This is a genomic window from Dechloromonas sp. CZR5, from assembly GCF_008711155.1.
Taxonomy (GTDB): Bacteria; Pseudomonadota; Gammaproteobacteria; order Burkholderiales; family Rhodocyclaceae; genus Azonexus.
In genome coordinates this window covers 303,005-324,339 of sequence record NZ_VUYQ01000005.1, presented here as the reverse complement: position 1 = coordinate 324,339, position 21,335 = coordinate 303,005, and the positions used below count along the sequence as shown (strand labels likewise).

Genomic DNA, 21,335 nt, shown 5'->3' with positions numbered 1-21,335 from the left:
TCGCGCCCAGCAAAAAGGTGTTAACCCCGCTCGCGCGTCTAATCGGTTCTGCGAACGAAAGATTCACAAACTCTGAGAGAAAGATATTGGCAGGTGATTGAGCAGCATTACGTCTTTGTCCTCCCCATCGATGCCTGCCAGTTCCTTACACACTAAGCGCGAGAAGCCGGTCGATCAGGTCGCTTACCTGGCGCTGGCGAAGGGCTCGCGCCTCTCGCTGATCGGGTTCATCGCCCTCGCCCAGTTCGAACTTGGCCACCGACACGGGGCCATCTTTGCGATAACCCTCGGTCTTATCATCCTGTGCGAAGCGCGTGCGCAGAATCTCCAGTGATGCCTGGATCACTGCACCATGCTTGCCGTCGCGTTCCTTGCGAAATGCATCGGCGACAGGATCAAGGCCATCTGGCGCGTGCTCGATGCAATAAATCAGATCGTGGGCGTCCTTGCGTTCGAAGCGCTGGTCGAACGCGAATGCTTTCAGGCAGGTGAAACTTACTAGATTTGCATGCTTGACCTTCTCGGTCGCGATGCCGTTGTCCCCCAGCAGCTCGGCTTTGATTTCGGTGACCTGGTGAAGATCGAAAACGATAGAGGAGTGCGGAATGTTCAGCGCTGAGATCGTGCCTTCTGTCGGCAAGGGCTGTACCTTGCCGCCGGCGATATCCGGCGCGTCAGCGAGCAACTCGAGCACCATCAGCGCACCGTGTTCGGTGCGGGTCTGCCAGCGCCACGAGAGCTTTTGCTGCTTCTCGTTCTCCGCACGCTCGAAGCCCATCTTCTTGAGGTTGTCCTCAAGCGTGGCGTACGCGTCAGTGTCGGCCAGGATTTGCAGGTCGATCACAATGTCTACGTCCATGGTGCCCGCATGCGCCGGCACGGCGGGCGGCCGTGCGGGCACGAGATACCTCGGCGTGAGGCCGCCGACCAGATACACCGAGTCTTTCCATGGACCAAGTCCACGCAGCAGCGTCACCAGTACGCGCTCGCAGTCGAGCGTGTACTGGTCGCTGTAGCCATCAAGGGTTGCAGGTTTGGCCATTAGAAGCCGATCCTCTCTTTGCGCAGATGCTCAGCCATTTCCTTGGCGCGGCCTTCGCCGCGCAGCAGATCGAGATAAACCTGAACCGGGCTTGCAAGCCATGCGCTACCGACTCGCTCACGGAACAGGAAATCGCCGTGCGACTTCGCCTCGATCACCACCAGGTTGGCCCCCTCATTGACGACCCGAGCATCCAGATCGCCGATGGCCGCATCGGCCGCACTGCCGCCCAGAAGCCGGCATCGCACTTGGGAGAGGCTCGAAAGAAACGGGGCATAGCACTGCGCAGCGGCTTCGTAGGTGACGGCATATTCCGCATCGTGTGCATCACAGGCTTGCGCGACGCGACCGAGTAGTTTCTCGGCGCTCACACCAGGCACGAAATAGCGGCGCATTGTGGGCTGTCGTTGGGTACCAGTCTGCCTTGACCACGCGTCCAGCAAGGCTCCCGGCTCAGTCAAGCAGCGTTCCTTGGCCGGCCCCTGTCCGCGCGCGATCACCCAGTCGAACCGCTCCAGTGCACTCAACGTCTCTGACGCCGTGGCGGGCGACACCATGGCTTCTTCGGCCAGTTCCTTGACCCCGAACCACTCGCGCGGTCGGTGCAGCATCGCATGCAGCACTTGCGAACGTCGCCCCGTGAAGAACGAGCGAACCGCCTTTGCCAAAGTCTTGGGTGTCGGCTTTTCTATGAGGATGTAGGCCCCGCGGGCAGGCAGGAACAAGCTGCCCCCCGTATCGAAGTACCCCACCCGCTCGTCGCGGAGCAACTGCTTTGCTCCCGTGGAAATGGATTCAGCGGCAAGGAGGGGAACCGCTCGCCGCTGAGGTCCCACCGGTTCCCGGTAGGCACCTGACTGCTTGAGTTGCCAAAGAAACTCACGAACGTCGCGGGGGAAGGCCGACTTCTTGACTTCGACGAGGATCGTTACTGAACTACCCAGGACATCGAAGCTGAGTTCGGCATCGTGTCGACGAGCACTGTCTTGCTCGCCCGTTTCCTGTGCCGACAGACGAGCGCTCACGTCAGGCAAGGCCTGAAGTGTCTCCAGGAGTCGCTCGACCAACTGGCGTTCCGACAACTGTGGATCTAGCATCGCCAGAATTCCCATGTTTCCTGAACAGTGAACATGGCCATTTTAGCGAACATTCGGCAGAATGCCAATATTCACTGCACAGTGAAGTTGTGCTCTGTGCTGACCTAAGAGTCAGTGCCAAACTACGCCCACGCCATCAGGGACCGACCCTGCCCCCCTCGGTCGCCATCGATGTTGCGGAGGATCGAAGATATCTTATCGATGCAAGCTCTACGGAAAGGTACGCAGGGACCAATTCGAACTGCTCATTCAGCCTGCAAAAAGCTCCACACCTAGCAAGCGATGAGACCTGATGGGACAATATGGGCAAACTATTGCCATCGCCATCGAGGCAAGGAGGCGTACTGCCCTGAACACGGGTAGCTAGATGGGTAGCCAGCTAGGAAAATAAAGGAGATAAGTTGGAAAAACTCTTATTAATCACTTGGCTACAATTTAGATGAAAATTGCCGCCTGGAACGTCAATTCGCTGAAAGTCCGCCTGCCGCACCTGCTCGACTGGCTCGCCGCCGCGACCCCCGATGCGCTTTGCCTGCAGGAACTGAAGCTCGAAGACCACAATTTCCCGAAAGCCGAGATCGAGGCAGCCGGCTACCATGTCGCCTTCTCCGGCCAGAAAACCTACAACGGCGTGGCACTGCTGGCCCGCGAACCGATTCACGACGTCGTCTGCGGCAATCCCCATTTCCCGGACGAACAGAAACGCCTGATCAGCGGCACCGTTGGCGGCGTACGTGTCGTCTGCGCCTACATGCCCAACGGTCAGGCCGTCGGCAGCGACAAGTACGACTACAAGCTGCGCTGGCTGGACGCCCTGGCCGTCTGGCTGGGCGAGGAAATCGTCAAATACCCGAAGCTGGCGCTGTGTGGCGACTACAACATCGCCCCCGATGATCGCGATGTGCACGACCCGCAGCGCTGGGCCGGCGAAATTCTGTGTTCAGAGCCCGAGCGCACGGCTTTTCAGCGCCTGATCGACCTCGGCCTGAGCGACAGCTTCCGGCTGTTCGAGCAGCCGGAGAAGACCTTCTCCTGGTGGGACTACCGCATGCTCGGCTTCCAGAAAAACCTCGGCCTGCGCATCGACCACATCCTGCTCTCGGCGCCGCTCGCCGCGAAATGCACGGCCGCCGGTATCGACCGTGCTCCACGCAAGCTGGAGCGCCCTTCCGATCACGCGCCCGTCTGGGCAACCGTCGATTGATGACCATGCCACCGACCGCTGCAGCCGACCGCCTGCTCAACCTTTATCCGGTCCTCTCGGGGCTGCCGGCTGACCGCCTTGCCGCGCTGACGCAACCTCAGGCCGTCATCCACCTGCCAGCAGGCAGCCAGGTCTTTGCCGAACACCAGCCTTGCCAGGGATTCCCGCTCCTGCTCGAAGGCAACATCAAAGTCATCAAGCTGGCCGCCAGCGGCCGCGAATTGATGCTCTACCGCGTATCGCCAGGCGGCTCCTGCATCATCAGTTCGAGTTGCCTGCTGGCCCACACCGACTACAACGCGCGCGGCATCGCTGAAACGCCGCTGACCTTGCTCGTCTTGCCGGTCGGCGAGTTTTCCCGCCTGCTGGTCGAACAGGCGGCGTTCCGCGATTTCGTCTTCCACCTGTTTACCGATCGCATCGCCGAATTGATGCAACTGGTCGAGGAGGTTGCCTTCGCCCGTCTCGACCAGCGGCTGGCCAAGTCGCTCCTGGCTCGCAACGAAAACGCGTTGAACGTCACCCACCAGCAGCTTGCCGACGAACTGGGCAGCGTGCGCGAAATCATCAGCCGCTTGCTCAAGGGCTTCGCCGCCCAGGGACTTGTCGCACTCGGCCGCGAACAACTGAGCATCATCGATCGTCCCGGCCTGCAGAAAATCGCCGCTGTGTGACTGCGGTTACATACGCCCATCGGTCGCAGCGATAGAGTGGCACCGTCCAAACACCATCTGACGGAGAAAACACCATGGCAAATGTTGGCGGAATCGACAAAATCCTGCGTATCGTGGCCGGCGCCGGCCTGATCGGCGCCACCGTGGCCGGCCTCCTGCCGGTCTGGGGCTACATCGGCATCGTCCCCCTGGCCACCGGCCTGATGGGCTGGTGCCCGGCCTATTCGCTGCTCGGAATGAACACTTGCCCGATGAAGAAGTAAGCAAGCGGAACAAGCCTTTTCAAGCTTTTTCGCAGAAGGCGGCAGGGGTAACCCGAGCCGCCTTTTTCGTTTGTTTGCCCCTCATTTTGTTGGTCAAAAGAGAGCCGGGAGGAACAAAGGCATCACCCTTTGGCGACACGCCAGCCTGGATGCTGGAAATACTGTCCGTAGTTCTTCAGTGCGTGCAGTACCTGTACCGCGCCACCGTGACGATCACTGCCCGTCTTGCCCGACATCACCTCGGCACCATCCTGCAAATCGGCGATGATCAGGTGCAGCATGGCATCGGCCCCGGCATCGAGCTTGCAATTCTCGATGGCAAAGGTGATTTGCTGGTTGATGCTTACCGCCAACGCTTGATACTGCGCATCGCTAAATCGCTGCTGATGGATGAGCGGCAGTGCCTTGGCCATCGCCTGGTTGATGCCCGACATCGCTTGGCGCAACGAGGCATCCGTCACCCACTTTTTGCCGGCATTGAGTTGCAGTTTCTGCACTGCAGCGGCTTCGTGCCCATGGTGATGGTCGTGCGCCGCATGGGCGCCGCCGGCCAAACACAAGCCCAGCGCGACAATATAAAACGAACGGGTCAATTTCATCGCTTCCTCCTTGGATGGCATCGCCAAGCCCGGCGTATTCCTGGCCGTCGACGAATCCCGAGCAATTTACTCAAGAAATCTTAAATACGCCTTAAGGAAGCTTCCGGCCGGGCAAGGCCCTGCCTTGGCTCAGCTCAGGTAGTTGGCGATCCGGACATAACCTTCGACCGGAATATCCTCGGCCCGTCGTGTCGGATCGATGCCGAGGGCAGCAAAACCCGCATCATCCAGCAAGCCCTTCAGGGTATTACGCAGCATCTTGCGGCGCTGCGAGAAGGCGGCCAGCACAACCTGCGACAGCTTGTCCAGATTCTTGGCATTGAGCTCGGCCGGCGGCTTCGGAATCAGCCGCACGACGGCGGAATCGACCTTGGGCGCCGGATCAAAGGATTCCGGCGGGACGTCGATCAGCCATTCCATATAGAAGCGGTACTGCAACATCACCGAAAGGCGACCGAAATCGGCATCGCCCGGCTCGGCCACCATGCGCTCAACGACTTCTTTCTGCAACATGAAATGCATGTCGTAGACGTTCTCGGCATAGTCGGCGAGATGGAAAAGCAGCGGCGTCGAAATGTTGTAGGGGAGATTGCCAACCAGATGCAGACTGGACCCGATACGGGCGAAATCGAAGGCGAGCGCATCGCCCTCGTGAATGGTCATGCGCTCGGGGCTGTGCTGTTTTTTCAGACGGGCAATCAGGTCGCGGTCGATTTCGACGACATGCAGGTGATCGACCCGCGCCAGCAAAGGCTCGGTAATCGCCCCCAGGCCGGGGCCGATCTCGACGACAGTGTCGCCACGTTGCGGATTGATGGCCGATACGATGGCGGAAATGATGCCGCTGTCGACCAGGAAGTTCTGACCGAAGCGTTTGCGGGCGACGTGGCCTTTCATGTTGCTTTCCTTCTGTCTTTTGCTGGGGAATCGACGTACTGCAAATGGAAACGCCGTATCCGTATTCTGGTTAGGAGCGGACCACGGCACGCGCCATACGCGCCGCTTCGGCCACGGACTCGAACAGGCTGCCGCGATCGGCCTTGCCGGTACCGGCCAGTTCCAGCGCAGTGCCGTGATCGACCGAGGTGCGGATGATCGGCAAGCCCAGCGTCACGTTGATGCCGTGGCCGAAAGTCGCATACTTGAGCGCCGTCAGTCCCTGGTCGTGATACATCGCCAACACGGCGTCGCCCTGGGCAAGAACCGGCGGCGTGAACATCGTGTCTGCAGGGTGCGGACCGCTGAGCAGCATGCCTTCGGTACGCAGTTTGTCGAGCACTGGCGTGATGACTTCGATTTCCTCCATGCCGAGGTACCCCCCCTCGCCGGCATGGGGATTGAGACCGGCCACCAGGATGCGGGGACTGGTCAGACCGTACTTGCGGCGCAGGTCGGCATGCAGGATGCGCAGCGTCGCCTCCAGGACGGGGGGCGTGATGGCGGACGAAACATCCTTGAGCGGCAGATGGGTCGTGACCAGCGCCACGCGCAGCGGGCCCCGTTCCGTGCCACCGGCCAGCATCATCACGACCAGCGGCGTGCCGGTACTGTCGGCGAGGTATTCGGTATGACCGGTGAAATGAACGCCCGCCTGGTTGATGACGCCCTTGTGCACGGGGGCCGTCGCCATCGCAGCGAATTCGCCGGACAGGCAGCCGGCCAACGCCCGGTCAAGCAGATCGAGGACATAGCGACCGTTGGCCGCATCGAGTCGGCCGGCAACGGCGGGTACCGCCAGCGGCAGATGCAGCACATCCAGCACACCGGACTGCGGCACGTTCCCGACCGCGTAATCCCGCATGGCAACGGCCAGCCCGAGCTGTGCGGCCCGCGCTTCAAGCAGCCCGCGATCACCCAGCACGACAGGATGCGCCTCGCCGGACCAATTGACCAGTTGCAGACACAATTCCGGGCCGATACCGGCCGGCTCGCCACTGGTGACGGCTATGCGCGGAAGCATCACTTCTCGTCGAGACGATTTTCGACGTAGGTCCGGTCGCGCAATTGGCGCAGCCAGTCCTGATAGGCTTCATCCATCTTGCGTTCGCGGAGCGCCTGCCGCGCAACGGCACGTTGACGCTCGGCCGAAACGTCGCGCTCGCGGCGCTCCTGGACCTGGATCAGGTGCATGCCGAACGGTGACTGAACCACGGGGCTCACCTCGTTGATTTTCAAGGCATCCATGGCTCGTTCGAATTCCGGCACCGTATCGCCGGGATTGAGCCAGCCCAAGTCTCCTCCCTTGGCAGCCGAACCATCCTGCGAATAAAGGCGGGCCTGCTCGGCAAAATCTCCCCCGTTCGCAATACGTTCGCGCACGGTTTCCAGCTTGCGCCGTGCCTCGGCCTCGGACACCACTTCGTTCACGCGGATCAGGATATGGCGGGCCTTGCTCTGCTGGACCGAGGCCTGCATGCTGCCGCCCCGCTTGCCAATCAGCTTGACGACGTGAAAGCCGGCTGACGAGCGCAGCAGTTCGCTGACCTCGCCTTGCTGCAGACGCCCGGCCACTTCGGCATACAGGCTGGGCAACCGGCTCAGCGGGCGCCAGCCGAGGTCGCCACCCTGCAAGGCATCCGGCGCATCGGAAAAGGCGGCCGTCAGTTCGGCGAAGTTTTCGCCTGCCCGCGCCCGCTTGAGCGCCTGCTCGCCGCGCAGGCGCAGCTTCTGCAATTGTTCCGGACTCGCCGATTCGGGTGCGCGCAACAGGATGTGGGCCAGCTGGTACTCCTCATTGCTGCCGGAAGCTGCCTGATTGGCGAGGTAATTGTCGATTTCGCCGTCGGAGATGACCAGCTTGCTATCGACCTCCCGTTCGCGCAGGCGAACCGAGATCATTTCGTTACGGATATCTTCCCGGAAGCTGGCGTACTGGACGCCGTCCTTTTCCAGCGCTGCGCGGAATTCCGGAACGGACATCCGGTTTCCTGCCGCGATGCGGCCGATGGCCTGGTCGAGCTGGATATCGTCGACCCGCATGCCGGAATCCTTGGCGTACTGCAGTTGCGCCCGATCCATGATCAGGCGCTCGAGCATCTGGCGCTCCAGAATATCCCGCGGCGGCAGGGGGGTTCCCTGTTTTTCCAGTTGCTTGAGCGCTGCCGCAAGACGATTGCGTAACTCGACGTAGGTAATCACATCGGAGCCGACCACAGCGACGATGCGGTCGGCCTCGACTGGCTCCTGCGCGACCGCGAACGGCACTTGGGACAACAGGCCACCCAGACAAGCCATCAGTAAAATGAAAGTACGAACGAATTTGGTCATGGAATTCACTAGGGGGTAAGCAGACTGCTATTGGTGGGCAGTTCGTTGATCTTGCCATAACCCGGGATGCTGCGCCGGAGCATGCCGATCGGATTGGAGCCGATACTGCCGAAATCGTTGAGTTCGAGTTGCAGGAAGAGTGTGTCGTTGGGCCTGCCCGAAATGGCCCCAAGGCGCTGTGCCACCAGACGAACCGACCAGCAGCTGGCGTTGTACTCGATGCCGGCGATGGCTTCGAGCGCCCGGCTGTCGCGCAGCGAATAGTTGTAGCGACCGACGGCATACCACTTGGCCGAAACGGGCCATTGTCCGGCGACATCGATCTGGTCGACCGTGGAGTTGCCGGTCAGCGCATCGCGGGTGTAGCGATAACTGGCCGACAGCACCTTGCCGTATTCCGGTTGGAAACGCGCGCCGGCCGAGAAGCGCTCGATGACGTTTTCGCGATAGTTATACTCGGTCGCCAGATCAGCATAGGTCTTGGGCGCGACCAGACCGTTGAACGCCGCGACGACGTTGGAAAAATCGTTCTGGCGCGTCGTTTCGGTGGGAAGCGAGACGCGCTGCGGCTTGAAGTAATAACGTTGCCCGACCATCGCCTTGAAACGCTCGACACCGGTTTCGCCGTCGAGCAGGCGGGTGGTCAGACCAGCGGTCAACTGATTGGCGTCGTTGATGCGGTCGTAACCGCTGTAACGGTTCTCGGAAAATATCTGGGCAAAGTTGAAGTCCGACAGGCCGGAATCGAACAGCGGAATCCGGCTCTGGTCCTTGTACGGAATATTGACGTAGTAGAGCCTCGGCTCCAGGGTCTGGATGTAGCTCTTGCCGAACCAGTCGCCCTCGCGCTCGAAAACCACCGTCGAATCGAGCGAGAAGGTCGGCAGCGCACGGCTGAAGGTATTGGGCAGCCCAGTCGCCTGTTCGTCCAGCGAATACTTGGTCAGATGCAGACCGAGCTTGGGTGTGATCTGGAAGGCCGGGTGCACGATGGGCAGCGAGACCTGCGGATAGAACACCATCCGGTCGCCCTGAATCTTTGCTGCATCGACGTGGGTGAAGCGCGAATACTGGCCGATCGCGGCAAAATCCGTCTTGAACACGTTCGGCTTGTAAGCCAGCAGGTTAAGCTGCGGTTCGAGGAAGTAGGGGCGGGCAATCGGGTTGGTCGGATCGATCTGCAGGGTCTGATAGCGCAGAACCTGCAAGTTGGTCTGCAGCCACGGCGCAGGTGCATAGCCGAGCGACACCTGACGCGGCAACTGCGTCTGCGATGTCTGCAAGAGGCGCGACGTCAGATCCTGCCAATAGAAGTCGTCGGAGACGCCGTTCCAGTTGACGGCTGCCGACAGGCCGCCGCCGAGGTTATGCCGGTGATCGAAGCGATAGGCGTAGCGACTGCGATTCAGCATGTCGTCGTTCGGCATGTATTCGAAACGTGCCTGGCCTTCGTAGAAGTAATCCACATAGCGCGCATCGGCCCCGAGCTGCACGCCGCGCTTCGACAGGTAGCGCGGTATCAGCGTCAGGTCGTAGTTCGGTGCCAGATTGAGGTAATATGGAACCGTCAGATCGAGGCCACTACGGGTGGACGTCGAGAAATGCGGATGCAGAATACCCGTGCGCCGCTGGTTGTTCAGCGGAAAACTGGCCAGCGGCGTATAGAGAATGGGCGCCCCGTGGAACCACAGCGTGGCATCCTTGGCCGTTCCCTTGCCTTCGTCGTAATCGAGATGTGTTTCGGCAGTCTTCAGATACCAGTCGGCACTTCCCGGCTTGCACGTCGAATAGGTATTGGTGAAGAGCGACATCTGGTTCTCGCCCTCGAAATCGATCCGTTCGGCGTAGCCGTTGGCTTCGGACTGTCGCGGCGGCAGCAGTTGCGTCGGCAGCCCGTAGCTGTTGGCGACGTTGAGCATCATCGGCGCGCCGGAAGTATTGGCATTGCTGCTCGCTACTGTGACCACCGTCTGCTGCTGGGCATAGTAGCGACTCGGCACGTCGCGCAAGATGCGGTAGGTGACCTGCTCGGCCGAGCCGATCCGGTCGGACAGCCGCATGCGCAAATGCGGGCCGCTGATCTCCGAGCCATCCTGCAGCAGACGGACAGACCCGGTAGCATCGACCTCGTCCTCAAGCGGCCGGTAGGTGAGGCGATCCGCGTAGAGCAAGCTGCCCACTTTGCGCAGTTCGACGTCACCCTCGGCCTCGGTGACCTCGTCGGACTGCCCCTCGATCTGATCGGCGATGATGAACAGCGGATAGCTATCGTCCTGCTTCAGCACCGCTGGCGCTTCCGCCACCGGCGCCTTCGGTTCCTGCACCTTCTCGGCCGGTGCCTTCTTTTTCTTGAGGATATCGAACTTGCGTTCCTTGCGCAGATTCAGCGGAACGTCATTGGCCGCCAGCATCAACGGCTGCTGGATCTCTTCCGGGGTTGAACCTGTCGCCTGTATCGAGGCACGCTCCGTCTCGATGGCCGCATAGCCGGCCTGCGTGCCGGAAAACAGGCAGCAGACAAGAACGGCGAGCGGGCGACGGGAAAAACCGGGCATTCAGGCGATCGAAGAAAGGCGAGGACCGGAACGACCGGAACCCGAGTGTTAAAATCGCGTCATTTTACAACGAACCCACCCCCGACCGATGTCGCGCGATCAACTTGTTACAGACTGGGTAGCCGAGCGCTTCCCCAACCAATCCGTCCAGATCACCCCGGCCTCGGCCGATGCCAGCTTCCGCCGCTATTTCCGCCTGACCTGGCCGGACGGCAGCACGCGCATCCTGATGGATGCACCGCCGGAAAAGGAAGACTGCAAGCCCTTCATTCACGTCGCCGGCCTGCTCGCCAAAGCCGACCTGGCCGCACCGCGCATCCTCGACAAGGATCTCGACAAGGGCTTCCTGGTCCTCACCGACCTTGGCCGCATCGGCTATCTCGATGCCCTGAACGCCGATCTGAGCATGGCCGACCTGCTGATCCGCCCGGTCCTCGACGTGCTGATCAAGTGGCAACTATCCACGACCGCTGCCACCCTCCCCCCCTACGACGGCACGCTGCTGCGCCGCGAACTCGAGCTCTTCCCGGAATGGTTCATCGGCCGCCACCTCGGCATCGAACTGGCCGACGAGGACCGCATCATGCTCGATCGCACCTTCAAGTTCCTGATCAACTCGGCGCTCGGTCAGCCCAAGGTGTTCGTGCACCGCGACTTCATGCCGCGCAACCTGATGGTCGTCGAAAGCGCCGAGCGCCTGACCCCGGGCATCATCGACTTCCAGGACGCCGTCATGGGTCCGATCACCTACGACGTGGTCTCGCTGTTCCGCGATGCCTTCATCTCCTGGGACGAGGAACAGGAAATCGACTGGGTCGTCCGCTATTGGGAAAAGGCCCGCGCCGCCGGCCTGCCGGTGCGCGAGGACTTCGGCGCCTTCTGGCGCGAGTACGAACTGATGGGCCTGCAGCGTCACCTCAAGGTGCTCGGCATCTTCTGCCGCCTCAAGTACCGCGACGGCAAGGACAAATACAGTGAGGACCTGCCGCGCTTCATCAACTACGCCCGCAAGACGGCCAGCCGCTACCTGCAGCTCAAGCCCCTGCAGAACCTGCTCGACCGGTTGGAAGGCAATACCGAGCAGATCGGCTACCGCTACAAGTAAATGAAAGCCATGATCCTCGCCGCCGGCCGCGGCGAACGCATGCGGCCGCTTACCGACCACACGCCCAAGCCGCTGCTGGTCGCCGGCGGCAAGCCGCTGATCGTCTGGCACCTGGAACGGCTGGCCGCTGCCGGCTTCCGCGACATCGTCATCAACCACGCCCACCTCGGCCAGCAAATCGAGCAGGCGCTGGGCGACGGGTCGAAGTGGGGACTTACCCTCCGCTACTCGCCGGAACCACCGGGCGCGCTGGAAACCGCCGGCGGCATCGCCACCGCCCTGCCGCTGCTCGGCGACGCCCCTTTCCTCGTGGTCAACGGTGATATCTATTGCGACTGGGATTTCAATAAAGCCCGGCAATTCACCTCGGCACACGCCCACCTCGTCATGGTCGCCAACCCGGCTCATCACGCCGGCGGCGATTTCAGCCTGGACGGCCAGCGTGTTATCTACGCCAATGGCGAGCAAACGCTTACCTACGCCGGGATAGGTATCTTTTCGCCATCCTTTTTCGCCGACGTCCAGCCCGGCACGATCATGAAACTGCGCCCGCTGCTCGACGCCGCCATCGCCGCCGACACACTGACCGGGGAACGCCACACCGGCCGCTGGGTCGACGTGGGTACACCGCAACGCCTTGCGGAACTGGATGCCGAATTGAGGAACGCATGACCCACGCCCACTTTCTCGCCCGTCGCAAACGCCTGTTGAAAGCCATCGGCGATGGCGTGGCCATCGTGCCTACCGCGCCCGAGGTCATCCGCAACCGCGACGCGCATCATCCCTACCGTTTCGACAGCTACTTCTGGTATCTGACCGGCTTTCCGGAGCCGGAGGCCGTCGTCGTGCTGATCGGCGGCAACGGTCGCACCAAAGCGAAGTCCATCCTGTTCTGCCGCGAGAAGCACGAGGAACGAGAAATCTGGGACGGCTACCGCTACGGCCCCAAGGCCGCCAAGGCGGCTTTCGGCTTCGACGCTGCCTACTCCATCGAACAACTCGACAAAAAGCTCCCGGAACTGCTGGTCGACCGCGATGCGCTGTGGCACGCCATCGGCCATGATGCCGAGTGGGACGCCCGCATCGCCAAGGCGCTCAATGCCGTGCGCGCCCAGAGTCGTGCCGGCAAGCGGGCGCCGCGCGCCATCCACGACCTGCGCGCCGAGCTCGACACCATGCGCCTGGTCAAGGACGGCGCCGAAGCCGCCATCCAGCAGCGCGCCGCCGATATCGCCAGCGCCGGCCATGCCCGCGCCATGCGCGCCTGCCGCCCCGGCATGGCCGAATACGAACTCGAAGCCGAGCTGACCTACGAATTCCGCAAGCGCGGCGCCGATGCCCATGCCTACACGCCCATCGTCGCCGGCGGCGCCAATGCCTGCGTGCTGCATTACGTCGAGAACAACAAGCTGCTCAATGACCACACCCTGGTCCTGATCGATGCCGGCTGCGAGGTCGAGGGCTACGCCGCCGACATCACCCGAACCTTCCCGGTCAATGGTCGTTTCAACGCCGCACAGAAGGACGTGTACCAGATCGTCCTCGCCGCGCAGGACGCCGCCTTCGCCGCCACCGCCCCCGGCCGCCACTTCATGGAAGCCCATGACGCCGCCGTGCGCGTGCTGACGCAAGGCCTGATCGACCTCAAGCTGCTCAAGGGCGATCTCGACAACCTGATCGAAAAGGGCGATTTCCGCCGTTTCTACATGCACCGCACCGGCCACTGGCTCGGGCTGGACGTGCACGATGCCGGCGAATACAAGACAGGGGACCAATGGACGGTGCTGCAGCCGGGCATGACGGTTACCGTCGAACCCGGCCTCTACATTCGACCGGCCGACGACATTCCGCCGGCGCTGGCCGGCATCGGCATCCGCATCGAGGATGACGTGCGCGTCACCGAGTTTGGCGACCCTCGTGGCTGCGACATCTACACCTCGGCCCCCAAAACCGTCGCCGAGATCGAGGAGGTCATGCGCCGTGACTGAATCCGTCGTCGAGAACGTCGACATCCTGATCATCGGCGCCGGGCCGGTCGGCATGACGCTGCATCTGGCGCTCGCCGCCGGCGGCCAGACATCGCTGTTGCTCGACCGCCGGCCGCCCGCAGCGCTGCAAGCCGATCCGCGTGCCCTGGCCCTTTCCCACGGCGCCCGCGAACTGCTGGAACAAATCCGGAGCTGGCCGTCGCGCGCGGCGACACCGATCGAAACCATCCATATCTCGCAAAAGGACGGTTTCGGCCGCACCCTGATCGACCACGCCGACTATCACTTGCCGGCACTCGGCTACGTCGTCCGCTACCGCGACCTCGCCACGGCGCTCGCCGGCAACCTGCCCGCTGGCGGCCTCCTGGCCGAAGCGGAAATCCTGAATATCGAACCCGATGCCGACGGCGCCACCGTGTCGCTGCGCCATGGCGGCCAGCTGCGCATCCTCCGCTGCAAGCTGCTGGTTCATGCCGAAGGCACGCCGGGCGACGACCCGGCCGTCTCGGTCAGCGACTATGGCCAGCATGCCGTGATCTGCGAAGTCACCCCGATGCCGGGGCACGGCAAACGCGCTTGGGAGCGCTTCACGCCGGATGGCCCGCTCGCCTTGTTGCCGCTCGGCGATGAGTTTTCCATCGTCTTCACGCTGCCGCCGGCCAAGGCCGATGCCGTGATGACGCTCGACGACAATGCCTTCGTTGCCGCGCTGCAAGCCCAGTTCGGCCGTCGCATGACCTTCTCCAGGCCGGGCAGGCGCAGCCGCTTCCCGCTCGCCCTGCGCCTGCGCGACACGCTGGTGAAGGGCTGCGAGGTATGGATCGGCAACACGGCGCAAACCCTGCACCCGGTTTCCGGCCAGGGCTTCAACCTCGGCCTGCGCGACGCCTGGCAACTGGCCGAACTGTTGCTCAGGAGCGGACCGACACCGGCAACACTGACCGATTACGCTGCCAGCCGCCGCCTCGACCGCCAAGGTGGCGCCTTCTTCACCGACAAGATCGTCAAGGCATTCTCCAACGACATCGCCCCGCTCAAGCTGGCGCGCGGCTTCGGCTTGCTGGCGCTGGACCTCTGCCCACCGGCCCGCCATTTCGTTGCCAAGCGGATGATCTGGGGCGCTCGCGCCTGGCCTTGATCTGCGCCAAGGGCAAGGGCGCGGCGCCCGATTAAAGTCGCGCTGCCCACCCCGCCCCAAAATCCATGAACAAAACCACCGCCTGGCTCCTCGCCTGTCGCCCCAAAACGCTGTCGGTCTCCCTGTCGCCGGTGCTTGTCGGCACGGCCATCGCCTGGCATGACACGCACACACTGCTCTGGCTGCCGCTGCTGGCCGCCGCACTCGGCGCCGCCTTCATCCAGATCGGCACCAACCTGTTCAACGATGTCGGCGATTTTCTGCGCGGCACCGACACGCCGGGCCGCCTTGGCCCCAGGCGCGCCACGGCCGAAGGCTGGCTAACCCCGGGCATGGTCAAGGCCGGCGCATGGTTCAGCTTCGCGCTGGCCTTCCTGTGCGGCATCTATCTCGTCCGGCACGGCGGCTGGCCCATCGTCGCCATCGGGCTGGCCTCGCTGGCCGCCGGCTGGGCCTACACCGGCGGACCGAAGCCGATCGCCTACGGGCCGCTCGGCGAGCTTTTTGTTTTTGTTTTCTTCGGCCTGGTCGCCGTCGGCGGCAGCTATTACCTGCAGACGCTGAGCCTCACGCCCACGGCCCTGCTTGCCGCGACACTGGTCGGCATCCATGCCGCCGCAGTCATCACCGTCAACAATTACCGCGACCACGACGGCGACAAGGCCCATGGCAAGAATACGCTGGCCGTTCGTCTCGGCCGCCCGGCCACCCGGCATGTTTATACACTGGAGATGCTCGCTCCCTACGCCTTGCTGCCGGCACTCGGCGGTCTAGGCTGGCCGGCAGCCCTGCCGCTGCTGTCGCTCCCTCTCGCGCTGCGGCTGATCGCGCGCTTCCATCGCGAGCCGCCCGGCCCGGTGTTCAACCCGATTCTCGCCGCCACGGCCGGCCTGCAACTGGTTTTTGCCTGCCTGCTCGCCCTCGCTTTCGCGTTGGTGTAAACCACAATCGCGCCGCGCCTCGACCTGATATAGAGTGCGTCGCTTTTCCCGGGAGCTGCGCATGCTCGAACGGTTTTTCCAGCTGCAGGCCCACGGCACCACGGTCCGTACCGAAGTCCTCGCCGGCCTGACCACCTTCCTGACGATGGCCTACATCGTCTTCGTCAATCCGGATATCCTTTCGGCCGCCGGCATGCCCCGCGATGCCGTGTTCGTCGCCACTTGCCTGGCCGCCGCCATCGGCACGGCGATCATGGGCCTCTACGCCAACTACCCGGTCGCCCTCGCGCCCGCCATGGGCCTCAACGCCTACTTCGCCTTCACCGTCGTCCAGGGCATGGGCTACACCTGGCAGGCCGCCCTCGGCGCCGTCCTCATCTCGGGCATCCTGTTCATCCTGCTCAGCCTGTTCAAGGTGCGCGAATGGATCGTCAACGCCATTCCGACCTCGCTCAAGTATTCGATTTCCGCCGGCATCGGCCTCTTCCTGGCCATCATCGGCCTCAAGAATGCGGGCCTGATCACCGCCCATCCAGCCACCCTGCTGACCCTGGGCAACCTGCACAGCCCCGGCCCGCTGCTCGCCGCCGCCGGTTTCGTGCTGATTGCCGCACTGGAGTACCGCAAGGTACCGGGCGCCATCATCATCGCCATCCTCGCCGTGACCGGTGCCTCGATCGGCCTCGGCCTCACCGAATTCAAGGGCATCGTCGCCGCCCCGCCTTCGCTGGCGCCGACCTTCATGCAACTCGACCTGGCCGGGGCGCTCAATGCCGGCCTGCTCGCCGTCGTCCTCACCTTCTTCATGGTCGAACTCTTCGATGCCTCCGGCACCCTGGTCGGCGTCTGCCACCGTGCCGGCCTGCTCGACAAGGACGGCAAGCTGCCGCGCCTCAAGAAGGCCCTGCTCGCCGATTCCGTCGCGATCAGTGCGGGCGCCGTGCTCGGCACCTCCTCGACCACCGCCTACATCGAATCGGCGGCCGGCACCGCCGCCGGCGGGCGTACCGGCCTGACCGCCGTCGTCGTCGCCCTGCTCTTCCTGTGCTGCATCGTCTTCGCACCGCTCGCCGGCACCGTACCGGCCTACGCCACGGCCCCGGCCTTGTGCTACGTCGCCATCCTGATGTCGCGCGGCCTCGCCGAAATCCACTGGGACGACCTGACCGAGGCGACACCCGCCGTCGTCACGGCGATCACCATCCCATTCACTTTCTCGATCGCCCACGGTATTTCCTTCGGCTTCATTTCCTACGTCGCGATCAAGGTGCTGTCCGGCCGCGCCCGCGATGTCTCGCCGACGGTGGCCGTCATAGCCGCCGCCTTCGTCGCCAAATTCGCCCTGCTGTGAGGTCGCCATGAACCAAGCTCCCCTGCCCGACACCGGCTACCTGAAAGCCCGCATCCGCACCGTTCCGGACTGGCCCGAGCCGGGCGTGCAGTTCCGCGACATCACGCCGCTGCTGCAGGATCCGCGCGCTTTCCGCGTGCTGGTCGACGCCTTCGTGCTGCGCTACATGGAAGACCGGATCGATGTCGTCGCCGGCATCGATGCGCGCGGCTTCATCCTCGGTGCCGTCGTCGCCCACCAGCTTAACAAGGGTTTTGTGCCAGTCCGCAAGAAGGGCAAGCTGCCGTTCTCGACGGTCAGCGAGGAATACGAACTCGAATACGGCAATGCCATCGTCGAAATCCACACCGACGCCATCAAGCCCGGTGACCGCGTACTGCTCATCGACGACCTGATCGCCACCGGCGGCACGATGATGGCCGGCGCCCGCCTAATCCAGCGCCTCGGCGGCACCATCGCCGAGGCTGCCGCCATCGTCGATCTTCCCGAGCTCGGGGGTTCGAAGCTGCTCAAGGCCGCCGGGCTGCCCATTTTTACCGTTTGCGAATTTGAAGGACACTGAGATGACCGTCGACATGAACGAAATCAAGCGTGTGATGGCCGAGGCCGACTGCCTGGCCACGCCGCAACAGGTCGACGCCGCGCTCGACCGCATGGCCGCCGCCATCACCGCCGAACTCGCCGACAGCGCACCGCTGGTCTATTCCGTCATGAACGGTGGCCTGGTCGTCACTGGCCGGCTGCTTGCCCGCCTGAATTTCCCTCTCGAGGTCGGCTACTTGCATGCCAGCCGCTACGGCATGCAATTGCAGGGCAACAGCCTGCTCGACTGGCGGGTACGACCGGCGCAGGAGCTGAAGGGGCGCACCGTCCTGGTCATCGACGACATTCTCGACGAAGGCCACACCCTGAAAGCGATCTGCCAGTATCTGGGCGACGAAGGCGCAGCCCGCGTATTGACCGCCGTACTGGTGCACAAGGACCACCAGCGCAAGGCCGAGCCCGGCATGCGCGCCGACTTCACGGGCCTCGATATTTCCGATCGTTTCCTGTTCGGCTGCGGCATGGATTACAAGGGTTACTGGCGCAATGCGCCAGGCATCTACGCGCTCAAAGGTCATTAAAAATCAATCGTCAAGCCGGGGCGGCAGGACGCAAATCGATACAGCCCTGACTATTTTTTAGGCGGCGATTGCGCTACAATCCGCCGCTTCCCCAAATCCGTTTCAACGCACCCGCTCGCCCATGGAATTTGCCGGCTTTACCTTGCGCAACAATCTCTTCGTCGCACCGATGGCCGGCGTCACGGATCGTCCGTTCCGCCAGTTGTGCAAGAAGATGGGCGCCGGGCTGGCCGTTTCGGAAATGGTCACCTCGAATTCGCTGCTCTACGGCAGCGCCAAGACACTGCGCCGGGCCAACCACACCGGCGAAGTCGAGCCGATTTCGGTGCAGATTGCCGGTGCCGATCCCAAAATGATGGCTGAAGCCGCGAAGCACAACGTCGACAACGGCGCCCAGATCATCGACATCAACATGGGCTGCCCGGCCAAGAAGGTTTGCAACGTCATGGCCGGCTCGGCGCTGATGCAGCACGAACAACTGGTCGGCGAGATTCTCGACGCCGTCGTCGGCGCCGTGCCGAACACCCCGGTGACGCTGAAATTCCGTACCGGCTGGAATATCGCCAACAAGAACGCGCCGAACATCGCGCGCATCGCCGAGAGCGCCGGTATCCGCGCCGTCGCCATCCATGGCCGCACGCGCTGCCAGCAATACACCGGCGAAGCCGAGTACGACACCATCGCCTATGTGAAGACGCTGGTGAAGATTCCGGTCATCGCCAACGGCGACATCACGACGCCCGAAAAGGCCAGGCACGTCCTCGACGTGACCGGCGCCGACGGCGTGATGATCGGCCGTGCCGCCCAGGGCCGCCCCTGGCTGTTCCGCGAGATCGAACATTATTTGAAGACCGGCGAAAAAATGGCGCCGGCCCCGGTTGCCGAAATCCACGCCATCCTGATGGCGCATCTCGTCGACCTTTACGATTTCTACGGCCTGGACACGGGGGTCAAGGTCGCGAGAAAGCACATCTCCTGGTACACCAAGGGCCTGATTGGCTCGGCGGCGTTCCGCAAGGTGATGAATACGCTGCCAACCGTAGAGTTGCAGCGCCAAGCGGTGGACGAGTTTTTCCTGCGCTACGCGGAAGAACACGAACACCTGCAGTATGAAGAAAACAAAACACAAGAGGAGGCGTTGGCAGCATGAGCCAACATGATCTGGGGAAGTGCGTCGTGACCGCACTGGAACAATATTTTCGGGACCTGGACGGTGAAAAACCGGCCGCTATTTATGACATGGTCCTGAAAAGCGTGGAAAAACCGATGCTGGAAGTCGTGCTCGCCAAAGCCGGCAGCAACCAGACCATCGCCGCGGATATGCTCGGCATCAACCGCAATACGCTACGCAAGAAACTCACTGAACATCAACTTCTGTAAATCACCATGACCATCAAGCAAGCGCTGATTTCCGTCTCCGACAAGACGGGTGTACTCGAATTCGCCCAAGGCCTCGCCGCTCAGGGCGTCAAGCTGCTGTCCACCGGCGGTACCGCCAAGATGTTGCGCGATGCCGGCCTCGCCGTCACCGAAATCGGCGATTACACCGGCTTCCCGGAAATGCTCGACGGCCGCGTCAAGACCCTGCACCCGAAGGTGCACGGCGGCATCCTGGCCCGTCGCGATCTGGCCGAGCACATGGCCACCATCGAGGCTCACGGCATTCCGACCATCGACCTGGTCTGCGTGAACCTCTACCCGTTCGCCGCGACCATCGCCAAGGCCGGCGTCACGCTGGAAGATGCCATCGAGAACATCGATATCGGCGGTCCGGCCATGGTCCGTTCCTCGGCCAAGAACTACAACGGCGTCGCCATCGTTACCGATCCGGAAGACTACGCGCCGCTGCTCGCCGAAATGAAGGCCAGCGGCGGTGCAGTCGCGCTGGCCACCCGTTTCAACTTGGCCAAGAAGGCGTTCACCCACACCGCCCGCTATGACAGCATGATCGCCAACTGGCTGACCGGCCTGGAAGAAGGCGCCGAAGCCAAGCCGGCCGAAGCCGCGCCGACCCCGTCGATCTTCCCGGCCAAGCTGCAACTGGCGTTCGACCGCACCGAAATCCTGCGCTACGGCGAGAACTCTCACCAGCAAGCCGCCTTCTACCGTGACACCGTCGCGCTGCCGGGCAGCATCGCCGCCTACACCCAGTTGCAAGGCAAGGAACTGTCCTACAACAACATTGCCGACTCGGACGCTGCCTGGGAATGCGTCAAGGCCTTCGATGCGCCGGCCTGCGTCATCATCAAGCACGCCAACCCGTGCGGCGTGGCCATCGACGGTACCCTGCTCGGCGCCTACGAAAAGGCCTTCAAGACCGATTCGACCTCCGCTTTCGGCGGCATCATCGCCTTCAACGGCGAAGTCGGCATTGAAGTCGTCAACGCTATGAACGAGCGCAAGCACTTCGTCGAAGTGCTGATCGCCCCGTCCTTCACCACCGAAGCCAAGGCCGCCCTGGCCGCCAAGACCAACCTGCGCGTGCTGGTCGTGCCGCTCGGCCGCGACCTCAACAAGCTGGAACTGAAGCGCGTCGGCGGCGGCCTGCTGGTGCAGACGGCTGACGACTTCACCGCCCAGGCTTCCGGACTCAAGGTCGTCACCAAGGTGCAGCCGACCGCTCAGCAGATCGAAGACCTGCTCTTCGCCGAGCGTGTCGCCAAGTTCGTCAAGTCCAACGCCATCGTCTTCTGTGGCAGCGGCATGACCCTCGGCGTCGGTGCCGGTCAGATGAGCCGTGTCGATTCGACCAAGATCGCCAGCATCAAGGCCCAGAACGCCGGCCTGCCGCTGAAGGGTTCGGTCGTCGCCTCGGATGCATTCTTCCCGTTCCGCGACGGCCTCGACGTGCTGGCCGAAGCCGGCGCTGTCGCCGTCATCCAGCCGGGCGGCTCGATGCGCGACGAGGAAGTCATCGCGGCGGCCGACGAACACGGCATCGCGATGGTCTTCACGGGCGCCCGTCATTTCCGTCACTAACAACAACG

General features: G+C 62.8%; 21 protein-coding genes. 14 read left to right on the top strand and 7 right to left on the bottom strand.

The genetic code is table 11. The features are described from left to right. Nucleotides 1-145: 145 nt before the first annotated feature. Nucleotides 146-1,042, bottom strand: a complete 897-nt coding sequence (locus tag F1002_RS15280) for a nucleotidyl transferase AbiEii/AbiGii toxin family protein (RefSeq protein WP_150429908.1) — start codon at nt 1,040-1,042, stop codon at nt 146-148. Beyond that, nucleotides 1,042-2,154 carry a hypothetical protein gene (locus F1002_RS15275; protein ID WP_223879628.1) on the bottom strand — a complete coding sequence of 371 codons (1,113 nt, stop codon included), beginning with the start codon at nt 2,152-2,154 and terminating at the stop codon, nt 1,042-1,044. The genes F1002_RS15280 and F1002_RS15275 overlap by 1 nt, the downstream gene beginning before the upstream one ends. 424 nt (nt 2,155-2,578) lie before the next feature. Between F1002_RS15275 and xth the strand changes: the two genes are divergently transcribed. The 3 genes from xth (at nt 2,579) to F1002_RS15260 (ending at nt 4,280) form a co-directional block, all read left to right on the top strand. Next, on the top strand, nt 2,579-3,343 hold the full coding sequence (gene xth, locus F1002_RS15270; RefSeq protein WP_150429907.1) for an exodeoxyribonuclease III: 765 nt from the start codon (nt 2,579-2,581) through the stop codon (nt 3,341-3,343). Then, on the top strand, nt 3,343-4,017 hold the full coding sequence (locus F1002_RS15265) for a Crp/Fnr family transcriptional regulator (RefSeq protein ID WP_370452165.1): 675 nt from the start codon (nt 3,343-3,345) through the stop codon (nt 4,015-4,017). The genes xth and F1002_RS15265 overlap by 1 nt, the downstream gene beginning before the upstream one ends. Before the next feature lie 74 nt (nt 4,018-4,091). Then, nucleotides 4,092-4,280 carry a DUF2892 domain-containing protein gene (locus tag F1002_RS15260; protein ID WP_150429905.1) on the top strand — a complete coding sequence of 63 codons (189 nt, stop codon included), beginning with the start codon at nt 4,092-4,094 and terminating at the stop codon, nt 4,278-4,280. A 122-nt stretch (nt 4,281-4,402) separates the two neighbouring features. Here F1002_RS15260 and F1002_RS15255 read toward each other — a convergent pair whose 3' ends face one another. The 5 genes from F1002_RS15255 to F1002_RS15235 form a co-directional block, all read right to left on the bottom strand. After that, nucleotides 4,403-4,879 (bottom strand): hypothetical protein, encoded by a 477-nt coding sequence (locus F1002_RS15255; RefSeq protein ID WP_150429904.1) that lies wholly within the window; start codon nt 4,877-4,879, stop codon nt 4,403-4,405. 129 nt (nt 4,880-5,008) lie between these two features. Next, entirely contained in the window at nt 5,009-5,776 is a 768-nt protein-coding gene (rsmA, locus tag F1002_RS15250; protein WP_150429903.1) for a 16S rRNA (adenine(1518)-N(6)/adenine(1519)-N(6))-dimethyltransferase RsmA, read from the bottom strand. 70 nt (nt 5,777-5,846) lie between these two features. After that, entirely contained in the window at nt 5,847-6,839 is a 993-nt protein-coding gene (gene pdxA / locus F1002_RS15245; protein WP_150429902.1) for a 4-hydroxythreonine-4-phosphate dehydrogenase PdxA, read from the bottom strand. Then, nucleotides 6,839-8,146: a peptidylprolyl isomerase gene (locus F1002_RS15240; protein ID WP_223879627.1), complete on the bottom strand. Its 1,308-nt coding sequence runs from the start codon at nt 8,144-8,146 to the stop codon at nt 6,839-6,841. Before F1002_RS15240 ends, pdxA begins: the two co-directional genes overlap by 1 nt. Before the next feature lie 8 nt (nt 8,147-8,154). Further along, the gene (locus F1002_RS15235) at nt 8,155-10,701 is read right to left on the bottom strand and encodes an LPS-assembly protein LptD (protein ID WP_150429900.1); all 2,547 of its coding nucleotides are present in this window, start codon (nt 10,699-10,701) and stop codon (nt 8,155-8,157) included. An 88-nt stretch (nt 10,702-10,789) separates the two neighbouring features. Between F1002_RS15235 and F1002_RS15230 the strand changes: the two genes are divergently transcribed. The 11 genes from F1002_RS15230 to purH all read left to right on the top strand — a co-directional run bounded on the left by F1002_RS15230 (nt 10,790) and on the right by purH (nt 21,327). After that, nucleotides 10,790-11,806 carry an aminoglycoside phosphotransferase family protein gene (locus F1002_RS15230; protein WP_150429899.1) on the top strand — a complete coding sequence of 339 codons (1,017 nt, stop codon included), beginning with the start codon at nt 10,790-10,792 and terminating at the stop codon, nt 11,804-11,806. Then, nucleotides 11,807-12,478: an N-acetylmuramate alpha-1-phosphate uridylyltransferase MurU gene (gene murU, locus F1002_RS15225; RefSeq protein WP_150429898.1), complete on the top strand. Its 672-nt coding sequence runs from the start codon at nt 11,807-11,809 to the stop codon at nt 12,476-12,478. Further along, nucleotides 12,475-13,794: an aminopeptidase P N-terminal domain-containing protein gene (locus F1002_RS15220; RefSeq protein ID WP_150429897.1), complete on the top strand. Its 1,320-nt coding sequence runs from the start codon at nt 12,475-12,477 to the stop codon at nt 13,792-13,794. The genes murU and F1002_RS15220 overlap by 4 nt, the downstream gene beginning before the upstream one ends. Then, the gene (locus F1002_RS15215; protein ID WP_191090427.1) at nt 13,787-14,932 is read left to right on the top strand and encodes an FAD-dependent monooxygenase; all 1,146 of its coding nucleotides are present in this window, start codon (nt 13,787-13,789) and stop codon (nt 14,930-14,932) included. Before F1002_RS15220 ends, F1002_RS15215 begins: the two co-directional genes overlap by 8 nt. A gap of 65 nt (nt 14,933-14,997) precedes the next feature. Continuing rightward, a complete protein-coding gene (locus F1002_RS15210) occupies nt 14,998-15,873 on the top strand; it encodes a 1,4-dihydroxy-2-naphthoate polyprenyltransferase (RefSeq protein ID WP_150429895.1) in 876 nt (291 codons plus the stop codon). A gap of 61 nt (nt 15,874-15,934) precedes the next feature. Then, complete coding sequence (locus tag F1002_RS15205; RefSeq protein WP_150429894.1) at nt 15,935-17,224, top strand: NCS2 family permease; 1,290 nt, start codon at nt 15,935-15,937, stop codon at nt 17,222-17,224. A gap of 7 nt (nt 17,225-17,231) precedes the next feature. After that, entirely contained in the window at nt 17,232-17,786 is a 555-nt protein-coding gene (locus F1002_RS15200) for an adenine phosphoribosyltransferase (RefSeq protein ID WP_150429893.1), read from the top strand. Between the two features lies 1 nt (nt 17,787). Beyond that, nucleotides 17,788-18,348: a hypoxanthine-guanine phosphoribosyltransferase gene (locus tag F1002_RS15195; RefSeq protein ID WP_150429892.1), complete on the top strand. Its 561-nt coding sequence runs from the start codon at nt 17,788-17,790 to the stop codon at nt 18,346-18,348. A gap of 121 nt (nt 18,349-18,469) precedes the next feature. Then, on the top strand, nt 18,470-19,498 hold the full coding sequence (gene dusB, locus F1002_RS15190; protein WP_150429891.1) for a tRNA dihydrouridine synthase DusB: 1,029 nt from the start codon (nt 18,470-18,472) through the stop codon (nt 19,496-19,498). After that, nucleotides 19,495-19,728 (top strand): Fis family transcriptional regulator, encoded by a 234-nt coding sequence (locus F1002_RS15185; RefSeq protein WP_150429890.1) that lies wholly within the window; start codon nt 19,495-19,497, stop codon nt 19,726-19,728. The genes dusB and F1002_RS15185 overlap by 4 nt, the downstream gene beginning before the upstream one ends. Nucleotides 19,729-19,734: 6 nt before the next feature. Then, complete coding sequence (gene purH, locus F1002_RS15180; protein ID WP_150429889.1) at nt 19,735-21,327, top strand: bifunctional phosphoribosylaminoimidazolecarboxamide formyltransferase/IMP cyclohydrolase; 1,593 nt, start codon at nt 19,735-19,737, stop codon at nt 21,325-21,327. Nucleotides 21,328-21,335 lie beyond the last annotated feature (8 nt).